Origin of the sequence: Bradyrhizobium sp. dw_78, from assembly GCF_018449525.1 — a bacterium.
Classification (GTDB): domain Bacteria; phylum Pseudomonadota; class Alphaproteobacteria; order Rhizobiales; family Xanthobacteraceae; genus Bradyrhizobium.
This window is the reverse complement of sequence record NZ_JAAVUS010000002.1, coordinates 86,105-107,352: the sequence shown is the minus strand read 5'-3', so window position 1 is coordinate 107,352 and position 21,248 is coordinate 86,105. Positions and strand designations below refer to the sequence as shown.

The 21,248-nt window shown below is 61.0% G+C and carries 37 protein-coding genes; 29 read left to right on the top strand and 8 right to left on the bottom strand.

Going from position 1 to position 21,248, the window contains the following annotated elements:
• Positions 1-83 precede the first annotated feature (83 nt).
• From nifE to fdxB, 6 genes are read left to right on the top strand one after another with little or no spacing between them, the layout of a single operon-like run.
• Entirely contained in the window at positions 84-1,769 is a 1,686-nt protein-coding gene (gene nifE / locus HB630_RS06455; RefSeq protein WP_213770957.1) for a nitrogenase iron-molybdenum cofactor biosynthesis protein NifE, read from the top strand.
• Positions 1,770-1,778: 9 nt separating this feature from the next.
• Positions 1,779-3,167 carry a nitrogenase iron-molybdenum cofactor biosynthesis protein NifN gene (gene nifN / locus HB630_RS06450; protein ID WP_213770954.1) on the top strand — a complete coding sequence of 463 codons (1,389 nt, stop codon included), beginning with the start codon at positions 1,779-1,781 and terminating at the stop codon, positions 3,165-3,167.
• A gap of 23 nt (positions 3,168-3,190) precedes the next feature.
• Complete coding sequence (nifX, locus tag HB630_RS06445) at positions 3,191-3,592, top strand: nitrogen fixation protein NifX (protein ID WP_213770951.1); 402 nt, start codon at positions 3,191-3,193, stop codon at positions 3,590-3,592.
• A gap of 2 nt (positions 3,593-3,594) precedes the next feature.
• On the top strand, positions 3,595-4,065 hold the full coding sequence (locus tag HB630_RS06440; RefSeq protein WP_213770949.1) for a NifX-associated nitrogen fixation protein: 471 nt from the start codon (positions 3,595-3,597) through the stop codon (positions 4,063-4,065).
• A gap of 9 nt (positions 4,066-4,074) precedes the next feature.
• Positions 4,075-4,275 carry a CCE_0567 family metalloprotein gene (locus HB630_RS06435; protein ID WP_213770947.1) on the top strand — a complete coding sequence of 67 codons (201 nt, stop codon included), beginning with the start codon at positions 4,075-4,077 and terminating at the stop codon, positions 4,273-4,275.
• 17 nt (positions 4,276-4,292) lie between these two features.
• Positions 4,293-4,571: a ferredoxin III, nif-specific gene (gene fdxB / locus HB630_RS06430; protein WP_213771889.1), complete on the top strand. Its 279-nt coding sequence runs from the start codon at positions 4,293-4,295 to the stop codon at positions 4,569-4,571.
• Positions 4,572-4,665: 94 nt separating this feature from the next.
• Here fdxB and HB630_RS06425 read toward each other — a convergent pair whose 3' ends face one another.
• The 4 genes from HB630_RS06425 to HB630_RS06410 all read right to left on the bottom strand — a co-directional run bounded on the left by HB630_RS06425 (position 4,666) and on the right by HB630_RS06410 (position 6,680).
• A complete protein-coding gene (locus HB630_RS06425) occupies positions 4,666-4,980 on the bottom strand; it encodes a hypothetical protein (RefSeq protein ID WP_213770945.1) in 315 nt (104 codons plus the stop codon).
• A 2-nt stretch (positions 4,981-4,982) separates the two neighbouring features.
• Positions 4,983-5,246, bottom strand: a complete 264-nt coding sequence (locus tag HB630_RS06420) for a hypothetical protein (protein ID WP_213770944.1) — start codon at positions 5,244-5,246, stop codon at positions 4,983-4,985.
• Positions 5,247-5,273: 27 nt separating this feature from the next.
• Complete coding sequence (locus HB630_RS06415; protein WP_213770942.1) at positions 5,274-6,131, bottom strand: sulfurtransferase; 858 nt, start codon at positions 6,129-6,131, stop codon at positions 5,274-5,276.
• A gap of 93 nt (positions 6,132-6,224) precedes the next feature.
• A complete protein-coding gene (locus HB630_RS06410; protein WP_213770939.1) occupies positions 6,225-6,680 on the bottom strand; it encodes a hypothetical protein in 456 nt (151 codons plus the stop codon).
• Positions 6,681-6,855: 175 nt separating this feature from the next.
• Between HB630_RS06410 and HB630_RS06405 the strand changes: the two genes are divergently transcribed.
• The gene (locus HB630_RS06405; protein WP_213771888.1) at positions 6,856-7,260 is read left to right on the top strand and encodes a Rieske 2Fe-2S domain-containing protein; all 405 of its coding nucleotides are present in this window, start codon (positions 6,856-6,858) and stop codon (positions 7,258-7,260) included.
• A gap of 15 nt (positions 7,261-7,275) precedes the next feature.
• Here HB630_RS06405 and HB630_RS06400 read toward each other — a convergent pair whose 3' ends face one another.
• Entirely contained in the window at positions 7,276-7,890 is a 615-nt protein-coding gene (locus tag HB630_RS06400; protein WP_213770937.1) for a hypothetical protein, read from the bottom strand.
• A 315-nt stretch (positions 7,891-8,205) separates the two neighbouring features.
• On the opposite strand from HB630_RS06400, the gene HB630_RS06395 reads away from it, so the two are divergent.
• The 17 genes from HB630_RS06395 (at position 8,206) to HB630_RS06315 (ending at position 18,070) form a co-directional block, all read left to right on the top strand.
• Entirely contained in the window at positions 8,206-8,526 is a 321-nt protein-coding gene (locus tag HB630_RS06395) for an iron-sulfur cluster assembly accessory protein (RefSeq protein WP_213770935.1), read from the top strand.
• Between the two features lie 35 nt (positions 8,527-8,561).
• Complete coding sequence (locus tag HB630_RS06390; RefSeq protein ID WP_213770933.1) at positions 8,562-8,852, top strand: NifU family protein; 291 nt, start codon at positions 8,562-8,564, stop codon at positions 8,850-8,852.
• 79 nt (positions 8,853-8,931) lie between these two features.
• Complete coding sequence (gene nifS / locus HB630_RS06385) at positions 8,932-10,140, top strand: cysteine desulfurase NifS (protein ID WP_213770931.1); 1,209 nt, start codon at positions 8,932-8,934, stop codon at positions 10,138-10,140.
• The gene (gene nifT / locus HB630_RS06380; RefSeq protein WP_213770929.1) at positions 10,137-10,358 is read left to right on the top strand and encodes a putative nitrogen fixation protein NifT; all 222 of its coding nucleotides are present in this window, start codon (positions 10,137-10,139) and stop codon (positions 10,356-10,358) included. The genes nifS and nifT overlap by 4 nt, the downstream gene beginning before the upstream one ends.
• Entirely contained in the window at positions 10,355-11,227 is an 873-nt protein-coding gene (locus HB630_RS06375) for an SIR2 family protein (RefSeq protein ID WP_213770927.1), read from the top strand. Before nifT ends, HB630_RS06375 begins: the two co-directional genes overlap by 4 nt.
• Positions 11,228-11,565: 338 nt before the next feature.
• Positions 11,566-13,128 carry a nitrogenase cofactor biosynthesis protein NifB gene (gene nifB / locus HB630_RS06370; RefSeq protein WP_213770925.1) on the top strand — a complete coding sequence of 521 codons (1,563 nt, stop codon included), beginning with the start codon at positions 11,566-11,568 and terminating at the stop codon, positions 13,126-13,128.
• Positions 13,129-13,166: 38 nt separating this feature from the next.
• A complete protein-coding gene (locus HB630_RS06365; protein ID WP_213770924.1) occupies positions 13,167-13,391 on the top strand; it encodes a 4Fe-4S binding protein in 225 nt (74 codons plus the stop codon).
• Positions 13,392-13,402: 11 nt separating this feature from the next.
• Entirely contained in the window at positions 13,403-13,729 is a 327-nt protein-coding gene (locus HB630_RS06360) for an iron-sulfur cluster assembly accessory protein (RefSeq protein WP_213770923.1), read from the top strand.
• A 66-nt stretch (positions 13,730-13,795) separates the two neighbouring features.
• A complete protein-coding gene (locus HB630_RS06355; protein WP_346656043.1) occupies positions 13,796-14,281 on the top strand; it encodes a hypothetical protein in 486 nt (161 codons plus the stop codon).
• A complete protein-coding gene (locus tag HB630_RS06350; protein ID WP_213770922.1) occupies positions 14,274-15,044 on the top strand; it encodes a 4Fe4S-binding leucine-rich repeat protein in 771 nt (256 codons plus the stop codon). Before HB630_RS06355 ends, HB630_RS06350 begins: the two co-directional genes overlap by 8 nt.
• The gene (locus HB630_RS06345; RefSeq protein ID WP_213770921.1) at positions 15,041-15,361 is read left to right on the top strand and encodes a nitrogen fixation protein NifZ; all 321 of its coding nucleotides are present in this window, start codon (positions 15,041-15,043) and stop codon (positions 15,359-15,361) included. Before HB630_RS06350 ends, HB630_RS06345 begins: the two co-directional genes overlap by 4 nt.
• On the top strand, positions 15,358-15,597 hold the full coding sequence (locus tag HB630_RS06340; protein ID WP_213770920.1) for a nitrogen fixation protein NifZ: 240 nt from the start codon (positions 15,358-15,360) through the stop codon (positions 15,595-15,597). The genes HB630_RS06345 and HB630_RS06340 overlap by 4 nt, the downstream gene beginning before the upstream one ends.
• A 15-nt stretch (positions 15,598-15,612) precedes the next feature.
• Entirely contained in the window at positions 15,613-15,972 is a 360-nt protein-coding gene (locus HB630_RS06335; RefSeq protein WP_213770919.1) for a hypothetical protein, read from the top strand.
• Positions 15,973-16,018: 46 nt separating this feature from the next.
• On the top strand, positions 16,019-16,288 hold the full coding sequence (locus tag HB630_RS06330; protein ID WP_213770917.1) for a hypothetical protein: 270 nt from the start codon (positions 16,019-16,021) through the stop codon (positions 16,286-16,288).
• A 14-nt stretch (positions 16,289-16,302) separates the two neighbouring features.
• Positions 16,303-17,496, top strand: a complete 1,194-nt coding sequence (locus HB630_RS06325) for a DegT/DnrJ/EryC1/StrS family aminotransferase (protein ID WP_346656059.1) — start codon at positions 16,303-16,305, stop codon at positions 17,494-17,496.
• A 26-nt stretch (positions 17,497-17,522) separates the two neighbouring features.
• Positions 17,523-17,831, top strand: coding sequence for a 2Fe-2S iron-sulfur cluster-binding protein (locus tag HB630_RS06320; RefSeq protein ID WP_213770916.1), 309 nt, complete (start codon positions 17,523-17,525; stop codon positions 17,829-17,831).
• A 14-nt stretch (positions 17,832-17,845) separates the two neighbouring features.
• The gene (locus HB630_RS06315) at positions 17,846-18,070 is read left to right on the top strand and encodes a hypothetical protein (RefSeq protein WP_213770915.1); all 225 of its coding nucleotides are present in this window, start codon (positions 17,846-17,848) and stop codon (positions 18,068-18,070) included.
• 199 nt (positions 18,071-18,269) lie between these two features.
• On the opposite strand, the gene HB630_RS06310 is transcribed toward HB630_RS06315, so the two are convergent.
• Complete coding sequence (locus HB630_RS06310; protein ID WP_213770914.1) at positions 18,270-18,554, bottom strand: aldehyde dehydrogenase; 285 nt, start codon at positions 18,552-18,554, stop codon at positions 18,270-18,272.
• A 312-nt stretch (positions 18,555-18,866) separates the two neighbouring features.
• Here HB630_RS06310 and HB630_RS06305 point away from each other — a divergent pair, with 312 nt between their 5' ends.
• Genes HB630_RS06305 through HB630_RS06285 form a run of 5 tightly spaced genes read left to right on the top strand, consistent with a single transcriptional unit; the run spans position 18,867 to position 20,694 of the window.
• Complete coding sequence (locus HB630_RS06305) at positions 18,867-19,175, top strand: hypothetical protein (protein WP_213770913.1); 309 nt, start codon at positions 18,867-18,869, stop codon at positions 19,173-19,175.
• Positions 19,176-19,235: 60 nt separating this feature from the next.
• A complete protein-coding gene (locus HB630_RS06300) occupies positions 19,236-19,685 on the top strand; it encodes a Rieske 2Fe-2S domain-containing protein (RefSeq protein WP_213770912.1) in 450 nt (149 codons plus the stop codon).
• 33 nt (positions 19,686-19,718) lie between these two features.
• Entirely contained in the window at positions 19,719-20,027 is a 309-nt protein-coding gene (locus tag HB630_RS06295; RefSeq protein ID WP_213770911.1) for a DUF6156 family protein, read from the top strand.
• 24 nt (positions 20,028-20,051) lie between these two features.
• Positions 20,052-20,219, top strand: a complete 168-nt coding sequence (locus HB630_RS06290; protein ID WP_213770910.1) for a hypothetical protein — start codon at positions 20,052-20,054, stop codon at positions 20,217-20,219.
• 46 nt (positions 20,220-20,265) lie between these two features.
• Positions 20,266-20,694, top strand: coding sequence for a group II truncated hemoglobin (locus HB630_RS06285; RefSeq protein ID WP_213770908.1), 429 nt, complete (start codon positions 20,266-20,268; stop codon positions 20,692-20,694).
• Between the two features lie 30 nt (positions 20,695-20,724).
• Here the strand turns inward: HB630_RS06285 and HB630_RS06280 are convergent, their stop codons facing one another.
• Positions 20,725-20,964, bottom strand: coding sequence for a hypothetical protein (locus tag HB630_RS06280; protein WP_213770906.1), 240 nt, complete (start codon positions 20,962-20,964; stop codon positions 20,725-20,727).
• Between the two features lie 29 nt (positions 20,965-20,993).
• Positions 20,994-21,239, bottom strand: coding sequence for a hypothetical protein (locus HB630_RS06275; RefSeq protein WP_213770905.1), 246 nt, complete (start codon positions 21,237-21,239; stop codon positions 20,994-20,996).
• Between the last annotated feature and the right edge of the window lie 9 nt (positions 21,240-21,248).

Below are 21,248 nucleotides of genomic sequence, written 5' to 3'. Positions count from 1 at the left end.
GGATCCCGGAAGCGGCGGCGAGGCGGAGGCGCCGAAGACAGTTTCGTTACCCGCATATGCCGATTCATGGTGAGGAGAGACGAATGAGTTCACTGTCGGCCACAATCCAGGACGTCTTCAACGAACCCGGCTGCGGCAAGAACGCCAACAAGTCGGAAGCCGAGCGGAAGAAAGGCTGCACCAAGCAGCTTCAGCCCGGTGGCGCCGCCGGCGGCTGCGCCTTCGACGGCGCCAAGATCGCGCTGCAACCGCTGACCGATGTTGCCCATCTGGTCCATGGCCCGATCGCCTGCGAGGGAAATTCCTGGGACAATCGCGGCGCGCGCTCCTCCGGATCGAACATCTGGCGCACCGGCTTCACCACCGATATCAACGAGACCGACGTGGTGTTCGGCGGCGAGAAGCGCCTCTACAAGGCAGTCAAGGAAATCATCGAAAAGTACAATCCGCCGGCGGTCTTCGTCTATCAGACCTGCGTTCCCGCCATGATCGGCGACGACATCAACGCGGTCTGCAAGGCGGCCAGCCAGAAATTCGGCAAGCCGGTCATTCCCGTCAACTCGCCTGGCTTCGTCGGGCCGAAGAACCTCGGCAACAAGCTGGCGGGCGAGGCGTTGCTCGAACACGTGATCGGAACCGAGGAGCCGGATTTCACCACGCCTTACGACCTCAATATCATCGGGGAATACAATCTCTCCGGCGAATTGTGGCAGGTGAAGCCGCTGCTCGATGAACTCGGCATCCGCATTCTGTCCTGCATCTCCGGCGACGGCAAATATCGAGAAGTGGCCTATTCGCACCGGGCCAAGGCGGCGATGATGGTGTGCTCCAAGGCCATGATCAACGTCGCCCGCAAGATGGAGGAGCGTTACGGCATTCCATTCTTTGAAGGGTCGTTCTACGGCATCGAGGATTCCAGCGATTCCTTGCGGGAAATCGCGCGGCTCCTGATCGAGCGCGGGGCGCCCGACGAATTGATGGCGCGGACCGAAGCGGTGATCGCACGGGAAGAGGCCAAGGCGTGGGCCGCGATCGAACCCTACAAGCCTCGTTTCAAGGGCAAGAAGGTCCTGCTGATCACCGGCGGCGTCAAGTCATGGTCGGTGGTCGCCGCCCTGCAGGAGGCCGGTCTCGAACTGGTCGGCACCAGCGTCAAGAAATCGACCAAGGAGGACAAGGAGCGGATCAAGGAGCTGATGGGCCAGGATGCCCACATGATCGACGATATGACGCCGCGAGAAATGTACAAAATGATGAAGGATGCCAAGGCCGACATCATGCTCTCGGGCGGCAAGTCGCAATTCGTCGCCTTGAAGGCGGGGATGCCGTGGCTCGATATCAACCAGGAACGCAGTCATGCCTATATGGGGTATGTCGGCATGGTGAAGCTGGTCCAGGAGATCGACAAGGCGCTCTACAATCCGATGTGGCAGCAACTGCGCCAGCCCGCTCCGTGGGAAAATAGCGCCAGGAACTGGCAGGCTAGGGCGATGGCGCAGATGGACGCCGAAGCCGCGGCACTCGCCGCTGATCCCCAGGCCGCGGAACAAGCCCGTCGGGCCAAGAAGATCTGCCATTGCAAGACGGTTGACCTCGGCACCATCGAGGATGCGATCGCAGCGCATGCGCTGACGACGACGGATGGCGTCAAGCAACATACCAATGCGTCGGGCGGATGCGGCGCTTGCGCCGGGCGTATCGAGGATATCCTGGCGGCGCTGCCGGCAACGGTTGCCTCGGCCATTCCTGTCCTGCAGGCGGCGGAGTAGGGCCGCGCCATGGCGATCGTCACCGTTGGAAAAAAGGCGTGCGCGGTCAATCCGCTGAAAATGAGTCAGCCGATCGGTGGTGCATTCGCTTTCCTGGGACTGCGGGGATCGATGCCGCTGCTGCACGGCTCGCAAGGCTGCACTTCGTTCGGGCTGACCCTGTTCGTGCGGCATTTCAAGGAAGCGGTGCCGTTGCAGACCACGGCGATGAGCGAAGTCGCGACCGTGCTTGGCGGCTATGAGAATGTCGAGCAGGCCATTCTCAACATCCACAAGCGGACCAAGCCGGAGATCATCGGCATCTGCTCGACGGGCGTGACGGAAACCAAGGGCGACGACGTCGAGGGCTATATCAAGACGATCCGGCAGAAGCATCCGCAGCTCGCGGAGTTTCCGCTGGTCTATGTCCCAACGCCCGACTTCAAGGATGCATTCCAGGACGGTTGGGAGAAGACCGTCGCGCGCATGGTCGAGGTGCTGGTCGAGACGCCCAAAACCGCGGCCCGCCGGGATCCCTCCAGGGTCAATGTTCTTCCCGGATGCCACCTCACCCCGGGCGACCTCGACGAGATCAGGACGATCATGGAGGATTTCGGCTTGGAGCCGTCCTTCCTCCCCGATCTCGCCGGATCCCTCGACGGACATATCCCCGATGAGTTCGTGCCGACCACGATCGGCGGCATCAGCGTCGACGAGGTAGCCGCGATGGGACAGGCGGCGTGGACCATTGCCATCGGCGCGCAGATGCGGCGCGCGGCGGAGGCGATGGAGAAGAAGACGGGGACACCCTTCAAGGTATTCGAGCGCCTGTCCGGCCTCATCCCCAATGACGAATTCATTATGTTTCTGAGCGAGATCAGTGGCCGGCCGGTGCCGGAGAAATACCGGCGCCAGCGCGGTCAACTGGCCGACGCCATGCTGGACGCGCATTTTCATATCGGCGGCCGCAAGCTTGCGATCGGCGCCGAGCCGGACCTGCTGTTCGATCTATCAAGCACGCTGCATGAGATGGGGGCAAAGGTCATGGTCGCGGTGACCACGACCCAATCGCCCGTGCTGGAGCGGATCAAGACCGAGGAGGTCCTGATCGGAGATCTCGAAGATCTCGAAAATCTCGCAAAGGAGCGGGGCTGCGATCTGCTCATCACCCATTCGCACGGCCGCCAGGCGGCGGAGCGAATGAACATTCCATTTTATCGCGCGGGCTTTCCGATGTTCGACCGGCTCGGGGCGGGACATCAGCTCTCGGTCGGCTATCGCGGCACCCGTGACCTGATCTTCGACATCGCCAATCTCGCCATCGCCGACCTTGAGAATAATCACCAGCCGACGCCCGACACGTGGCGGATCGACGACGCCGGAGCCCAGAGCGAGGCTGCCGCGGCGTCGCTGCACTGACGGAAATACGGAAGGACGAGCTGATGAAAATCGCATTTGCGACCCAGGACCTGAAGCGCGTCGACGCTCATTTCGGCTGGGCGAAGAACATCGCGATCTATGAAATAGGCCCGCAGGGCCACCGTTTCCTCGAAGCCGTCCAGTTCGATGGCGACCTCAAGGAGGACGGCAACGAAGACAAGCTCGCGCCGAAGATCGAGGCGATCAAGGATTGCGCCATTCTCTATGTCGCCGCCATCGGCGGCTCCGGCGCGGCGAGGGTGGTGGCGAACAACATTCATCCGATGAAGGTCAGCCAGCCCGAGGAGATCACCGGCCTCCTGGCCAAGCTGGAGGATGTGCTGAAAGGCACGCCGCCGCCCTGGCTCCGTAAGGCCATGCTGAAGGACCAGGAACGAACGCTCGATTTCGAGGATGAGGAATAGCCATGACTGAGAGTGCCGCCGTGCTCGAACCCAATCCCGCGGCCGAAATGCCGTTCGTCAAGGAACTGATCAAGATATGGCGGGCCCAGGACACCCATGGCGCGTGGGAGGGCAAGGGCGATCTTACCCTGCTGGAGCCCTATATCCTCGACAAGGAAGCCCGCCGCGCGCTGCCGATCATCGGCGATCCCGATCCGGACACGATCTGGCGAATGGAGCTGTTTTTCAACGCGGTGGCGCTGTCGATCGAGCGCGCGACCGGAGTCATGATCTCGCCGATGCTGAAGATGAGTCACGAGGGGTTCGGCCGGATGGTCCTGATCGGTGGCCGGCTCATTGTCGTCAACAAGCAGCTGCGTGACGTCCACCGGTTCGGATTCGACAATCTCGGCAAGCTCGGCGATGAGGGCGACAAATATGTCAAGGCCGGCGTCGAAATGATCGAGAAATTCAGAGCCGTTGCGGACTATTGAGGTGAGCCGATGAGCGAATTGGAAGTCCTGAAAGCCGAGATCAAGAAGCTGTCCGCGAAGGCGACGCAGGCGAAGATGAACCTGCACGACCTGTCCGAGGAGCTTCCACTGCAATGGCAGACGATTCCGAGCGTGGCGCAGCAGGCTTATGACGCCTTTGCGGAACTGGAGCAGAAGCGCGCTGCGCTGAAGAGTCTTGAACAGGCTTGATGAAGGTTTCCATCGTCATGACCAATGCAACCCGTGATGGCCGCGACTGGCAACCGGCCTATTTGCTCGCCATCGACGAGAAGAAATGCATCGGCTGCGGCCGCTGTTTCAAGGTATGTGGCCGCGATGTCATGACTTTGAAGGGCATGAACGAGGACGGCGAACTGGTCGCGCTCGACGATGACGAGGACGACGAGATCGAAAAGAAGATCATGGTGATGAATGACGACGGGGCCTGTATCGGCTGCGGCGCGTGCGCCCGGGTCTGTCCGACCAATTGCCAGACCCACGGCTGACGCCGGCCGAGGTCGTCTGACGCGGGAAGCCCGGCGGCCGTCCGCCGGCGCTTCATGATGATGAACCGCCTCCGGTCCCTGCCTTGCCTTGAATCTATTCGATGCCCTGTTCGCGGGCTTTCCACATCGCCGCGATCCGGAAGCGCTCGTTGATCGCGACGGGATTGGCCAGAATTTCGGCCTCCGCCGCCTTGAAGGCGGCAACCACGATATCCGCCTCTTCGCGGGTCAGCGTAACCCGGCCTGCCATATGCGTGGCTTCCGGCGCCGCGGCCAGGATCGCGCGCCGGTTGGGATGCATCTTCACCTCGATCAACTCGAACGCCTCGAGTTCGCCGTCGAGGCAGATTGCGAGCCCGATCACTTCCAGCTTTCGTCCGTCCTGCGTGTTCTTTACCAGCGTCGACATGTTCAATCCGCCTCCTGTGTGGCGAGCCAGCCATAGCCGCCTTGATCCCAGAGCTGGGCCAGCGTCTGGTCCGGGTTCCAGGCCGGGAATTGCAGCCTGATCGCGTCGTAATCGGCGCGAAAGCGCGCCGCATCCTCGCCGCGCAAATGCGCGGTGGAGCAGTCGCTCTTCGATCTCAGGATGAAGGAGGCGCCATCCTCCGTGCCGAGGAGCTCATATTCCGTGCCTGCCGAAATCAGGCCGGCCGACGCTTGATGTTCGCTCATGGGCGCAGATCTCCGTCAAAGGGATCGTTATGCGGCGACCGCCGGCGTGTGCTCGGCCAGTCCCCATTCCGCCCAGGACCCGTCATAGACGGCGGCGGTCTTGTGTCCGAGCAGATAGAGCGCGAGCGCCACCATGCAGGACGTGATGCCGGAGGCGCATGTCGTCACGATGGGGCGCGACAGATCGATGCCGGCGGCGGAAAATCGCGCGGTGAGCGCGTCCGGAGCCAGGAACAGGCCGGTGTCCGGATCGATCAGGTCCGCCCACGGAAGGTTGGTGGCGTTCGGGATATGGCCGAGTTTTTTGAACGGGAATACGTCCTGCTGGCTGCCGTCGAATTTGCCAGGACCGCGCGCGTCGATGACCTGCTCGGTGGCCGCCGCAAGATTTGCATCCATCTCACTCAAGCTGCGCACCAGTGCGGCGTTGAATGTGACCGATAGCGATTTCGGCTCCGGGCGGACCGCGGACATTTCGGTCGGGAGCTTCTCCTTGGTCCATTTGCCAAGGCCGCCGTCGAGCAGCGCAACTTTGTCGTGGCCGAAAACACGGAACATCCACCATACCCGCGCCGCGGCGGAGCCACCGTACAGCCGGTCATAGACCACGACGCGATCGCCGTCGCCAATCCCGAGCAGACCCACCTTTTTAGCAAAGTCCCCGGGGCTGGGAAGCATGTGCGGAAGCGGGGTCGATTTATCGGCGATGTGATCGATATCAAAATGCACCGAGCCCGGAAGATGCCGCCCGCGATATTGCGTGCGCCCGTCGAGGTTGGTTGAGACGTGATGCCAGGTGCAATCGAGAATTCGGAGGTCCGGGTCGGAGAGATGCTCCGCAAGCCACCCGGTGCTTACCAGCGCTTCAGGATCTACATGACTCATCTCTGAATGATCTCCATGTCAGAAAGCCGACAAACATCGCCAAAGAGGCGCGGGAGCGGAAGCAAGTCCGATCGCCGCCGGATACATTCGGTGTTACGAGGTCGGCATCGCATAGCCCGCACGCGGCCTGGTGTCGTAATATTCGGGCTGTTCCGGCCACCCTCCCTCGGTGATGAACTTGAACACCGTCAATTTCACGGGAGCGCCTTGCGAGAATGAAACCTCGCTGAATTTGATCTCCCGATCGCCGGGACCCGCGGAGAAATCCGCAACGACAGTCCCGTCCGCCTTGCGGGCGCGAGCGAAGCCGGGTGTACCGACGTTGCTGGCCGCAACGGGATTGGCGACGAAAACGGGGTTTTCGATACCATCCGATGCGGCGGCGAAGGCGGGCGAGGCAAAGGTGAAGGTCGCCAATGTTCCGCTGCGTTCGACCGGCTGATCCGCGGTCACAGGGCGAGCGACCGAATAGATCGTCAGCGTCCCGCCATCGAGCAATGCTTTCAGTTCATCCAGCGAACAGCCGACAAAATCCAGTGTGACATTCATGCCAATCTCCACGCGCAACGGGGGTTACACATCGATTTTTCAAGTTTTGTGCCAGTTGACCGGAAGGGGCGGTTGAACCGGCGATTTTCTTGATGGATTGGATCTTGCGCGAATCTTGCAGAGTCCGGTTCGCGTAATCGATGTTGAGAGGCATTTCGCCGTGAACGAGGACAAGATGCAATCCGATGTGGCCTATGCGATCTGCAGCATGAACGACATTCCAAGCCGGCAGGCGAGGGGCTTTCAACTGGCCGTCGTAGCGGACGACGGCACGGCCCGGCCGTGGCCGATCTTCGTGCTTCGATGGGGCCGGCAGGTCTTTGGTTATGTCAACAGATGCCCGCATGACGGGGTGAATCTGGATTGGGAGCGCAACCAGTTCCTCGATTCGAACGGAACCCGCTTGATGTGCGGCAAGCACGGCGCTCTGTTCGAACTCGGCACCGGCCTGTGCGTGGATGGGCCTTGCAAAGGCCGCAGCCTTACGCCGGTGGCGCTGACTGTGCTGGACGACGATATCTGCGTGACGGGCGTGACGCTGGTCGAGGACGGCGAGCCGGTCCTCGACGACGACGCATGATTTGAACCGGACCGCTCAGACCGGGCGGTTTTCGTTGCGGTTTTTCACCGGCTCCATCCGCGCCAAGCCCTCCTCGAAGGTGATGGCGTCGTATTTTTCGTTGAAGCCCGCGGCGGCGTCGAGGACGTAATCCAGCTTGCCCGCCGTATCGAGCTTCTTGATGTCGTTCTTGTCGATGCTCAGGAGGTCGAGCATTTCCTTCCAGACGGTCGATTCATCGCATGGGAGGACATAGAACGTGATGCCGCGAAGGGTGACGCAGTATTTCGTCAGGAGATCGATGTTGTTGCAGAACATGAAGTAGGTTCCGCCTGGGCTCAAAAGGCCGTCAAGTACCTCGGACGCCACGTCCAGATAGGCAAAGGAGTGCAAATATCCGACAAGGGCCGGGATCGTGCTGTCGCCCTCCTGCGCGATCGTCAGAACCTGCTCGATCGAGAATTCCGGCGGGCGCTTTTCGTCGGCGACCTGGCTCTGGAACTTGAGCGCGATGTCGCCCCGGAATCCGAACCGGCCCGGTTTCTTCGTCGGTCCCTTGAGCACGGCGTTGAGCAGGCGTCCCTCCCGATCGAGCCGGCCGAGGGCAGTCTTCTCGATTGTCGCCGGCGTGTTTAACTCGATCGTCGTCATGGAAATTTCTCCGCTGTCAGACAGATCGGCGCGCTCGCGCCGGTTTGAATCGTTGATACGACCTGACATGCAAATTGTCTGCCGGTTTTCGGCTCACGCTTGCCGTGACGATCGGATCGGAAAATACGTGTCGGATCAAACCGAGCCGGGCCGACTGAAGCTCCTGCGGCGGGAAGCCGCCCTGTCGGAAACCCGACACGCGTCGTAAAGGCGACAGGTGCTGGATTGAAAGCGCAATTTTATCAACGAATTAAAGCGTGGCATAAGTCTTGCCAATTCATTGCTCAATGGTCCCATGCAATGAAGGGCGAGCGAATGATTAACCTCACCGATAGCGCGCTGAACGCGGTACGCAACGCGATTTCCACGGCGGACAGGCCGGTCGATGGCCTGCGCATCATGGTCGAAGCGGGCGGCTGCGCCGGCTACAAATATATGTTGGGACTCGTGGATGCGGTCGATCCCGACGACACCGTGATCGAGCGCGACGGCGTGCGCGTGTTCGTCGACAACAAGAGCCATCAGTACCTCGCCGGCACCACGATCGATTTCGTGATCGCGCTCGAAGGCTCCGGTTTCACGTTCGATAACCCGAACGCTAACAACAGCTGCTCCTGCGGAAAATCGTTCGGCTAGATCGGCGCTTACTCCAAAAGAAAGAAATCAACACCATGCTGATTGAACCCGAGCATTTGAAGCCGTCGCCGGGCGCGGACACCGACCGCGTCGAGATCATCAAGGCGGTGATCGAGGATATCCGTCCGAATCTGCAGCGGGATGGCGGCGATTGTCAGCTCATCGAGATCGACGGCAACAAGATCATGGTCAAGCTGACCGGCGCCTGTGTGTTCTGCAAGTTGTCCAGCGCCACGCTAGAGGGCATCCAGGCGCGTCTGGTGGAAAAACTCGGCGAGTTCGTGCGTTTGATCCCCGTCGCCGGAGCAGCCAAGGCTCGGCATTGAACAAGGCTCGACATTGAATAAGGCCCGGCACTGAACAAGGCTTGTCATTAACCAGGCTTGGTATTGAGAGAGGCGATCCGTGCGGCCGATCTATCTCGACAACAATGCGACGACGCGTGCCGATCCTGCCGTCGTCGCAGCGATGCTGCCGTATTTCTCGAAGCAATTTGGCAATGCATCGTCGGCCCATGCCTTCGGCAGCGAAGTGGCGGGCGCGGTGAAGCAGGCGCGCAAGGGCCTGCAGGCTCTGCTCGGCGCCGCCTTCGACCATGAAATCGTATTTACCTCCGGCGGGACCGAATCCGACAACGCGGCCATCCTGTCGGCGCTTGATACGCAGGAGGGTCGGGACGAGATCGTCACGACGGCCGTCGAGCATCCGGCCATCCTCGCGCTGGTCGATCATCTGCGGACGTCACGCGGGATCACGACGCATCTGATCGAGGTCGATTCCTGCGGCCGCCTTGATATCGAGGCGTATCGACGTGCGCTGGGTCCGCGCACCGCGATCGCGTCGGTGATGTGGGCGAACAACGAGACCGGAACGCTGTTTCCGGTCGCGCAACTGGCCGACATGGCGCATCAGGCCGGCGCGCTGTTCCATACCGATGCGGTGCAGGCGGTCGGCAAGATCCCGCTCGATCTGAAGGCGACCGAAATCGACATGCTGTCGCTGTCGGGACACAAGCTGCACGCGCCGAAAGGCATCGGGGCGCTGTATATACGCAAGGGTACGAAATTCAGTCCGCTCGTTCGTGGCGGACCGCAGGAGCGGCGGCGGCGCGGCGGCACCGAGAATGTGCCAGGCATTATCGGCCTGGGAAAAGCCGCCGAACTGGCATCGACGCACCTGAACGATGAACTGACACATGTTGGCGCGCTGCGCGACCGTCTGGAGCAGGGCATCCTGCGGACCGGTCATTGCTCGGTGCTGGGTGACGTCAAGAGCAGGCTGCCGAACACCTCCAATATCGCCTTCGCCTATATTGAGGGCGAAGCCATCATTCATCATCTGAACAAGGCGGGCATCGCCGCGTCGCTCGGCTCGGCCTGCGCCTCCGGCTCGATGGAGCCGTCGCATGTCCTGCGCGCGATGAACGTGCCGGTGAGTTTGCTGCGGGGCGCGATCCGGTTTTCGCTGTCGCGCGACAACACGATCGACGACGTGGTCTGCGTGCTGAACCTGCTGCCGGAGATCATCGCCAGGCTGAGGGCGTCGTCCCTGGCATGGCAGGCGCATGTGCAAATCGCGGCGGACCAATCCCGAGTGACGGAGCCGAGCCTATGAAAGTGATGATTCGCCGTTCTCCGGAGACGGGGCTGTCGATTTACGTGCCGAAAAAGGATCTGGAAGAGCCGATCGTCGAATTCGAGCATGAATCGCTGTGGGGCGGCTGGATCCGCATTGCTAACGGCTGGGTCCTCGATCTGCCGGAAATGGCGGCGGGAACCTCGCTTCCCATCACGGTCAATGCCCGCAAACGCGGAGAAGGGGAAGAGCAATGAACGCCCTCATACCGCCCGACGAGTTCTGGAAGCGCTCCGATGCCGAGGCGTCACTGACCGAAGTCGCCGCGGGGCTGCGCGCGGGGACGATCGTCCCCTATCTCGGGCCCGGCCTCACGGAGCTTGCAAAGCCGGCCGTCCCGATGAATCCGGAAGCGCTCGCGGTCTTCTTCGGCACCAAGGTCGCCTTGCCGCGGCGCGCCAAGGGCAATGCCTGGGCGGCCGCACAGCACATCGAGAGCACGAAGCACCGCGCCACGGTAACCGCTTTGATGTCGGAGGCCTTTGCGTCTCCCGTCGAGCCGACACCGATGCACCGCTATCTTGCCTCGCTGCGCCTGCCGATGATTGTCGATAGCTGGTATGACGGCGCAATGCGCGCGGCGCTGGATCAGCGCGACGACTGGGGCGAAGTCCAGGGCATCACGCGGGCGGGTATCGGCGAAGACCGCTGGTACCGGTTTTACGATGCGGCCGGCGCCGAAACGGACCGTGCGGCGGCGACGGGCTGGAGCACCTTGCTCTACAAGCCCCACGGCAGCATCGCACCCGCCAGGAATTTTCTGATTTCCGACGCCGACTATGTCGAGGTGCTGACGGAAATCGATATCCAGACTCCGATTCCGGAAGTGGTGAAGGACCGCCGCACCGAGCGGAGCTTTGTTTTTATCGGTTGTCGCTTCAACGACCAGCTGTTGCGGACCTATGCGCGCCAGATCACGAAGCGGTCATCGACCACGCATTACGCGATTGTCGAACCCGAAATGCTGACCAGGAACGAGCTTCGATTCCTGGTCGATCAGGGGCTGACGCCGATCGCCATTCCACTGGCGCGGGCCGTGGAAATCCTGACCGGCGCTACCGCCTGAGACTTCTCGTTCGGCAAAGACTCGCGGCAAATATTTGCAGCAAAGGCTCGCGTCCTGACGCGGTGCGACGCCGCGAAGTGCGCGTCGCGATCTCGCGCCTTCGAGATTGGCCGCCGTCGTCTCACGACGGCAAACGCCACAGTCTGTAACGTTTCTAACATATTTAAAAAACCTTGGTGGACGCATGTTGGCAACGCGACAGCCGGCGCTCTCGCTCTAACCCATTGAAACATGAAGAAGTTGTCGGTTTCGCAGGGCGTGGCACGCGAGTTGCTAATTGTCTCTTCGCTAATTCTTTTCGGAATTTTTCGGATTTTGATCAGCAGCGAGGATCGCACATGCAAGCGTTAGCACAACACGAAGGTATCACGGCCGGAAACGTTGCGAATGTTGCAGAGGTGATGCAGACGATCGCAGAGCACAAGGGCTGTGGCACCAGCGGCGGCAGCGGCAAGGCGAGCTGCGGATCGGCGGCGGGCCAGGGCGATCTGCCGACCGAGATCTGGGAAAAGGTCAAGAACCATCCCTGCTACAGCGAGGAAGCGCATCATCACTACGCGCGCATGCATGTAGCGGTGGCGCCGGCTTGCAATATCCAGTGCAATTATTGCAATCGCAAATATGATTGCGCCAATGAATCGCGGCCCGGCGTGGTCAGCGAGAAGCTGACTCCCGAGCAGGCCTCCAAGAAGGTGCTTGCGGTCGCCTCCACCATTCCGCAGATGACCGTGCTCGGAATCGCGGGGCCCGGCGATCCGCTCGCCAATCCGGAAAAGACCTTCAAGACCTTCGAACTGATCGCGAAGACCGCGCCGGACATCAAGCTGTGTCTGTCGACCAACGGGCTCACGCTGCCCGATCATGTCGACACCATCGCCGGCTTCAACGTCGATCACGTCACCATCACCATCAACATGGTGGATCCGGAAATCGGCGCGAAGATCTATCCCTGGGTGTTCTGGAAGCACAAGCGCTACACCGGCGTCGAAGGCGCGAAGCTTCTGACCGACCGCCAGCTGCTGGGGCTCGAAATGCTCACCGAGCGCGGCATTCTCTGCAAGGTGAATTCGGTGATGATCCCCGGCATCAACGACAAGCATCTGGTCGAGGTCAACAAGGCGGTGAAGTCGCGCGGCGCCTTCCTGCACAACATCATGCCGCTGATTTCCGCTCCCGAACATGGCACCGTGTTCGGCCTGACCGGACAGCGCGGCCCGACGGCGCAGGAACTGAAGGCGTTGCAGGATTCCTGCGAAGGCGAAATGAACATGATGCGCCACTGCCGGCAGTGCCGTGCCGACGCGGTCGGCCTGCTCGGCGAGGATCGCAGCGCGGAGTTCACCACCGACAAGATCATGGCGATGGAGGTCAATTACGACCTCGATACAAGAAAGGCCTATCAAGCAAAGGTCGAGGAGGAGCGTGTCGCCAAGGTCGCGGCGAAGCAGGAGGAGCTTTCGACGCTTGCCGGCGAAATGAGCGACATCAAGCTGCTGGTCGCGGTGGCGACCAAAGGCTCCGGGCTGATCAACGAACATTTCGGCCATGCCAAGGAATTCCAGATCTATGAGCTCTCCACCGCGGGAGCGAAATTCGTCGGCCATCGCCGCGTCGATCTCTACTGCCAGGGCGGCTACGGCGAGGAAGACAGTCTCGAAACCATCATTCGCGCCATCAACGACTGTCACGCGGTGTTCGTGGCCAAGATCGGGGGCTGCCCCAAGGCGGACTTGCTCAAGGCCGGAATCGAGCCGATCGACCAATTCGCCCATGAGTTCATCGAAAAGTCGGCGATCGCCTGGTTCAAATCCTATCTCGATAAGGTCAACAGCGACGAGATCGAGCATGTCGAGCGCGGCGATGCCGAAATCCGGCAGGGCGCCCTGATTACCGCGGCGTGAACAGTTGAAGATTTGACCAGCCTGTCAGGGAGAAAGCGATGGCGCTGAAGATCATAGCCTCACAATGCACGAGTTGTTCGGCATGTGAGCCGGAATGCCCCAATGTCGCGATCACGGAGAAAAACGGAACCTTCGTGATCGATCCGAAAAAATGCACGGAATGCCTCGGGCATTTCGACGCCCCGCAATGCGCGGCGGTCTGCCCGGTCGACGATACCTGCGTCATCGATACGTCTTTTCCGCGCTACCAGGTTCCGGCCTGAAGGAGCAACCCATGAATTTTACCCTCACAACGGCGGCGACCAGATTCATTCGCATGATGCTTCTCGCCGACGGCGATGCATCCAGCGGATTCCGGCTCGCGGTCAGCCCCGGCGGCTGCTCGGGATTGGCGGCGGATATCAGCGTTCGCCGCGAGCCCGCGTCTGGCGAAGATGTCGTCGAGCGAAACGGCGTCAGGTTGTTTTTGCCGGCGGAGAGCCGAATCCTGCTGGATGGAGTGACCATCGATTTCGCCGACACGCCATTGCAGACCGGGCTCGTCTTCCAGGATCCGAAGCAGGTCTCCTGCAGGAGCCACGCCGTCGCAGCCGTTCAATAGATGGAGGCACCGATGATGGAGACTGCGGATCGAGGCGACCCGCAATCCGTCATGGACGCGGCAGTCATGGCCAATGCGCTGCTCGGCGGCAGCCTTCCGCCGGAGGCGGAATTCCATTTGTGGGAAGCCGGGCTCTCCTACCATCTGGACGACGTCGCCGAGCAGCATTTACGGGAGGCGCAAGCGCTCGCTCCGGGGCACGCGGCGGTGTTGATCGGCCTTTACCGGTTCTATTTCTACAAGGGACGATTGGCAGACGCCCTGACCATCGCAAAACTGTGTCTGGAGAAAGCGTCGCGCGAAAACGGGCTCGCGGCGGAATGGCGGGATGTCTTGGCGGGTGACGCCGCGTTCGGCCACTACGAGAACATACTGCCGCGTTTCTACCTCTTTACCTTGAAGGGCTACGCCTATTTGCAAATGCGGCTCGGCAATCTCGAAGAGGGCGGCGCGGCGGTGGCGAAGCTCCTCGAGCTTGATCCGAGCGACAAGGTTGGCGCGCGGGTATTGCTCGAGGTTCTCGAACGGGTAGGGCGGGACGAAGATGGATGACATCGACGAGGCCCGGGATTGGCTCGGGGACGAGATCGACTGCCGCAACTGCGACCATCAGGTGCAGGCGGGCGCCGGGGGATGCCGGCTGAAGCACGCCTGCGTCCACGACCGCTATGCGCGGCGTATCGATCGTTTCTTCAATTGGAATCCAGAGCTTGCCAATTCCTATCTCGTCCATCCGCATTTCGAGGTACGTGCCATCGCGGCCAAGCATGCCAGCGTGTTCCTGCTGCCGCCGCTGCTCGACGATCCCGAGGAGACCGTGCGCTGGAACGCGGCGCGGCGGCTGCCGAAGCGGCTCGTGCTGCGGTTGAGGGCCGACGTCCATCGCGAGGTCAGAATCCGCATTGCTGCGATCCTGGACGACGCCGAACTGATGCCGATGATGGAAGATCCGGATTACTATGTGCGGCTGGTCATCGCGCGGCGTGTCGCGCCGGCCCTGCTCGCGCGCATGATCGAGGATGTGGAAGCCGAAGTTCGCCGCGTCGTGGCGCAGCGCATCCCCCGCGACTGGCTGCTCCGCATGTCGAACGATCGTGACGCCGGCGTCAGGCTGGAAGTTGCGCAGCGTTTGCCGCCGGAACTGCTTTCGCGGCTGCGCTATGATCCGGACTGGCGCATCCGCTATGAAGTGGCGAGCCGGATTGCCGTCGGGGATATCGCCGAACTGGCGGATGATAGCGACGGCTTCGTGCAGAATGTGGCCCGCTCGCGGGTAACCGGAAGACATGAGTGGCTGGAGGGATTTCCGGCATGAGCAATATCGTTCGCGACAGCGAAGTGGTGGAGATTTCCGGGCCGCCGTTTTTCAGCTTCGGCGAAAAGGTGAAGGCCAAACGCACCATCCGCAATGACGGCACCTATGCCGGCAAGGAAATCGGCGAGGTGCTCGCGAAGAAGGGCGAGGAGGGATACGTCGTCAGCATCGGCACGTTCCTGCAGCAATTCTACATCTACGGCGTCGAATTCATGGAGAGCGGCAACCGGGTCGGAATGAAGCGCAAGGAGCTGGACCCTGCGGTTGCGCGCGACGAGATCTCGGAACTGCCTTTGCCGGGAGGAACGGCGGTATGATCGAGCCCCGGATTCCCAAATATCAATGGGGCCAGCGCGTGAGGGCCCTGATCGACCTCTATAATGACGGATCGTTTCCCGATACGCCGACCGACGCCAGGCTGGTTGGCGTCGGCGACACCGGAGAGGTCGTGCAGGTCGGAACGCAGACCGAGGCGAACCTTCCGATCTATCTCGTCGAATTCGGCGAACGGCTCGTGGTCGGATGTCTCGAAGAAGAGATCAGTCCTCTTTAGAAGGAGCAAGAGGCGATGCTATCGGCGACCCTGGAACAGGCGGCGGCAAGGCCGTTCGCGCACCCGAACGAACTCGATCGGAAGCGGATCGGGCGGGCATTGAAGACCCGCAAACGATATCGCTACGTCAAGCCCAGCGTGGCGACGACGATCGGCGGCTATCGGATCGAAAGCCCGTGCTGTTCGCGAAACATCGATCCGGAGGGCGGCGTTGTCGACATCGCCCTGCTCCTGCATGACGCCGATGGCGCGAGGTGGCAGCTGTTCCGAAAAGATCACGCCAAAGGCTTGTGGCAGCTCGACAGCACCCATGAGCGGTTGCCGGCGGCGCTGGATCGATTGAGCGTCGATCCGGACCGGAGCTTCTGGCAATGAATGGCACGGACAGGGATCGTCAATCCCACAACATCGGTTAACGGACATGGCGCTGGGTGCGGATGAGTTGATGGAGATCGATCGGGTGCTTTCCGCTTCCGATGCCGATGCGCGCGTCCTTGCCCAATTGCGGCAGCGATTCCCGCATCTGTCCTGGACCAAGTGCGACGCCGCCGACCTGACGGAAACGCCGTTCCGCAGCTATCAGCGGTTTGAAATCCATCTCGTGGACCGCACCGATCATTGTGTGCAGATCACCGCCGACCCGGCGCGCGCGGGCGGCATCGTTCTGGCGGACAGGAAGGTGATCTCGTGACCGATCTCGCTCTGGTGAAAAACGTCGGTGATGATGCCGATGACGTCGTCATTGTCGACGCGGACGACAGCTTCATCCCGCTTTCGGATCCGGATATCACCCTGGCCGAGATCGAGGCGGTCGACGGTGTCATGCGATCTCCGAGGCTGTCCTCGGGGCCTGCGGTCGAGGCCTTCGAGGCGGCCTTCGCCGCCTATGTCGGCCGCAAATATGCGATTGCGGTTCCAAGCGGGACGCTCGGGCTCCTGATCGCGCTGAGGTCCTACGGGGTCGGTCCGGGGCAGGAAGTTATCGTTTCGTCCTATTCGTTTCGGGAAACCGCCCATGCCGTCAGCGTCGCCGGCGCAAGGCCGGTATTCTCCGACATCGATTACTGGTCCGGAACGCTGGTCGCGGACAAGGTGGAAGCCCGCATCACCGTGAATACGCGCGCCATCGTCGCCTGCAACAATAACGGCCACCCCGCGCAATGGTCGGAGCTGCGTGCGGTGACGAAAAAACACAATCTGCTGCTGATCGAGGATTCGACCGAGGCGATCGGCTCGCGGTACCAGGGCGCGCTGGTCGGAACATTCGGCGACGTCGCGGTATTCGATTTCTCGCAGCCTTCCGCATTGACCTGCGGCGAGGGCGGTATGGTGGTCACCGACGATATCGACGTCGCGGTGGCGATGCGCCGCCATCGCGCGCACCGTCTGGAGGAACGCTCCTCCGTCGTCGTCACCTCGACGCCGCCCTATCAGGCCGGCATGAGCAATATCGCGGCCGCGCTCGGCCTGGCGCAGTTGAATCGGCTCGATGAGATTCTGGAGCGGCGGCGGCTGACCGAACATCTTTACGACGCGCATATGCAGTCTTTCGAGGGGATCAAACCGCCCTATATCGCGCCCGACGTGACGGAGGTGAATTGGTTTCTCTACGTCGTTCATCTCGGCACGCGCTTCACACGCTCGGGCCGCGATGCGATCGTGGATGATTTGCGGGTCGAGCAGGTGGAAGCTGCGGCCTACAGCAATCCGCTGCATCTGCAACGGCATTATTTCGAGCTCGGCTATCGCCGGGGCGACTATTTCGTCACGGAAAAGGTGGCGGATCGTGCGGTCGCGCTGCCCTTCCACGCCCATCTGACTGAAGATCAGATCGAATTCATCGTCGGAACGATGAAGGACTCCTCGGTCAATGTCGGGGCCGGCGCTGCCATCTATTGAAGCCAGTAACGAAAGAGGAACTGAAAATGTCGCTGCTCACTGTCATGCCATCGGGAAAAACCATCGAGGTCGCCGAAGGAACGAGCCTGCTGGCCGCACTTCTCGGGGCGGAAATCGCCATTCCCCACAAATGCGAGGGACAGGCCAAGTGCGGAAGCTGCCACATCTTCGTGCAGGAAGGACGCAAAGGCCTGTCGAAGGTGGCCCGCGAGGAAAATGAAAAGCTCGATTCGATCGTGGGCGTCGGCTCCAAGTCGCGGCTGGCCTGCCAGGCCAAGGTGCTGGGCACGGAAAACATCAAGATCGAATTGCTGGGATTTGGCTCAGGCCTGTAGTTTTGGAGACAATCATGGAAACCGAGAACGTCCTGATCCATGCGCGCTTCGCCCCCAACGGCACCGTGGTGGAAATCAGCGAGCGGCCGACAGCTCTCAGTCCCCAGCAATGGTTCAATTATTTGAGCGACAGGGCCGGCAACGCCTATCAAACGCTTGCCGGCGGCCGCGGCGTGTTCCGGCTGACGCGGACGGTGGTGGATGTGCTCAAGGCCGAAAGCACGCCAAGCGCGGCTTGAGGAATGGGTCTGCGATCGGAATGCTGAGCTCGTTTCGAGCGAAAGCCTGCTCCGGACTTGGTCCGGAGCGGGTACCGGTTCGGGTGTCGAAAACGCGTCAGAACCAGAAGCAGAGAATGATCGGTTTGGCTTCAATCAGAACTGATCATGCTCTGGTGCTTCTCCTTCGCAGTCGCCAAGTTCGCAGTCGCCAAGGCACTCATTTGAGAAATTGAATCCGGAACAGGGACATTTTCTCCGGTGTATCCAGGCCACGCCGCGCCGGCCATTTGTTCTGGAAGAAGAACGTGTTCACGTCGCGCGTTATGTCCTTGCCTCTGATATACCAGCGCTCGACGCCGTCAGGGGAAACCACCGCCGGTCCGTCGCCCCGGTGTACCTGATCGTTTTCCAGCCAAAGCCTGGTGTCGGTATAGAGATAGCAGCCGGCCTTGCGCGACATGTCGTCCTGATTGCGGTCTTCCACGACGATCATTTCTGTCATAGGTCTTCCTTCACTCGTCACCGATGCTGTCGTTCTGCAAGAATCGTGCGCTTAGGTTAGGCAAGATCAGAGCGTTTTCGAACCAAAGCCTGTCCCGGACTTGATCCGGGGTGGATACTTGTTGGCGTGAAGAAAACGCGCCCTATATCAAGCGATACGGTGTTGGCAGCTTTCCTCATGCAACACGCGCTGGACCGCAGGCCTCGTCGATATCCGCGGCACACTTCATGCAAATATCCGGTCAATGAAGATGCGCGGGCTCGCCTATGGAGCGAGTCCGACAGCAATGTTGTCTTTGTGACAAGGATGGCTATGGCAATCGATCTCAAGAGCGACTGGACCGCTGCGGACGTGAGCGCACTGCTCGCATCTGTCGAGGATGACCGGAGCTGGCGGCTCGAAGTCTCGGCTGATGGGCTCGCCAGGCTGAATGACCTGAGCACGGTGCCGGACACCGCCTATGAAGAGGCGTTGCACTGTTTTTTCGAGATCTGGGATCAGGGAACGGACTTCGTCGGTCCGGGCGCGGCATGCGACAAGAGCCTGTGCAACAAGATCGAGAGAATCTTGCGAGAGAATTATCCGGCGCTCAAGGGAGCACGGACCCTTTCGGCGCTCTGAACGATGTGCGAGGAACGGCAAGACATGAAAAGCATGCAGCTCGCGGATCGGGGGCAAGAGATGTCGTCAGCAAAAGTTGAGGTCTTCGCCGTTTGCAGCACCGACGACATTGAGCGGGGCGATGCCAAGCCGTTCAGCCTGTCACGGATCAACGAGGCCGGCGAAAGCCAGCCGTTTCCGATCGTCATCGTCCGGACCCACGGCAATGACTATCTTGGCTATGTCAATTCCTGCCCGCATGAAGGCATCTGGCTCAATTTCGGAGAAGGAAGCTTCTTCACGCCGGACCGGACATTCCTCAAATGCGGCCGGCATGGTTCGATCTTCGAAATCGATACCGGATTGTGCATCGACGGATCCTGCAAGGACCAGAGTCTGGAGCCGCTTGCGCTCGCCGTGGTCGACGGTGACGTCTGCGTTTGCGGCATCGCGCTGGTCGAGGACGATGACATGCCAAATCCGTTCGATGAGCTCGACGACACCATGGAAATCATGATTCATCCGGATTGACGAAGGCGGATGCTGGCGACTGGGGCGCGACGAATGACGGATTATATCGATCAGGAATGCCGGTTCTTCGTCTCCTATAGCGGCGTCAAATTGCCGTTCAACCTGGTCAATCCGATTCCAGCCGATGGGCTTTCGCACCGAAATACCTTCATTCGCGCCTATTTCGACAGAGCGGGAACGCTGAGCGGATTCGACAAAGTCGTCTACGGAGAAGTGGAACTCTCGCACCGGTATCAATATCACGACAATGGCGTCCTGAAGCGCGCCGAGATCGTGATGCTGGACGAGGAGCCAGCCGAATTGATCTTCGACAATGCGGCGGTGCCGATTTCCGGCAGATGATATGATAATTGGACGGGAAGGCCAATGACGGTCGCCGGACTGCTTGAAGCGCTCGCGAAGATGCCGAGGGATGCGGTTGTGCTGATGGAAAACGGCGGCGGATTGTCACTTGTCGCCGGGCTCGATTTCGTCGAGGAACAGGGGGCGGGCGCGCCGGCGGAAGTGATCCTGCTGCCGAGTATGGAAGAATAGTTTTCGTCAATCATCGCCGCCCTGCGCGGGGACTGCGGAGAAAGTGATGTCAGAGGTAGACGCGGAAATATCGATGTTCGAGCGGATCGGCGGCGCTGTCGTCATCGATCGGCTGGTGGAGGCCTTCTACAGGAGGATGGATACCCTGCCGGAGGTCGCGACGGTGAGAGCGATGCACGCGCCGGATCTCGGGCCGGTCAAGAATGTCCTCAAGCGCTATCTTACCGAATGGACCGGCGGCCCAAAGCTCTATTCGCCCGAAAAAGGCCATCCGCGGCTGCGGCAACGGCATATGGGATTTTCGATCGGCAATGCCGAGCGCGACGCTTGGCTGCTCTGTATGCGCGGCGCGATGGAGGAAACCATTGCAGATAGCCGCGCCCGGCAGGATCTCGACGCGGCGCTGACCAAGCTCGCGGACTGGATGCGCAACCAGGCTGGCAATCCGCATGATGCCGGCACCGGCCGGCCTTAAGCAAGCGGGACAGGCTTTCTCGTTTTGCTCTTAGAGCGGCGTCCCGAAATATTCTTCTTCGGCGCCGCCCCACGCCCTATGCAGCGCCAGTGCATTATACCATTTGACGGCTTCGATCTCGTTGGCGCTGCGGTGGGCGATCCTGCCGTCAGGCTTTTCCGCAAGCAGGTATTGTTTGCCATTGCGAATGAAGCGGTTGAGATCCTTCATGTCGGTCGGGCGCACCACGCATCGCGGGGTGTCATCGATCAGGATGGTTGTCGGAACCATGATGGGAGCTCCTTTCCGCCTTGCGCCAATCAGAACCCGTCTTCGCGTTTGCCCCAGGGATGCGAGCCGGGGACGAGCGGCGCCTTGATGCCTGCCTTCTCGATGTCCGCCATGTTTCGATAGAACGTGCCTTCATGCACCAGCGTGCCATTCCCGGTGGTCACGGCGACGTAGCGGCCCGGTAGGTCGATTTCGCAGCGATAGCCGCCGCCCGGCTCCAGCGTGGAGCGCGCATTGCCGTCCCAATCCACAAAGAATCCCGCTTCCGTCGGCATCCGGACGCC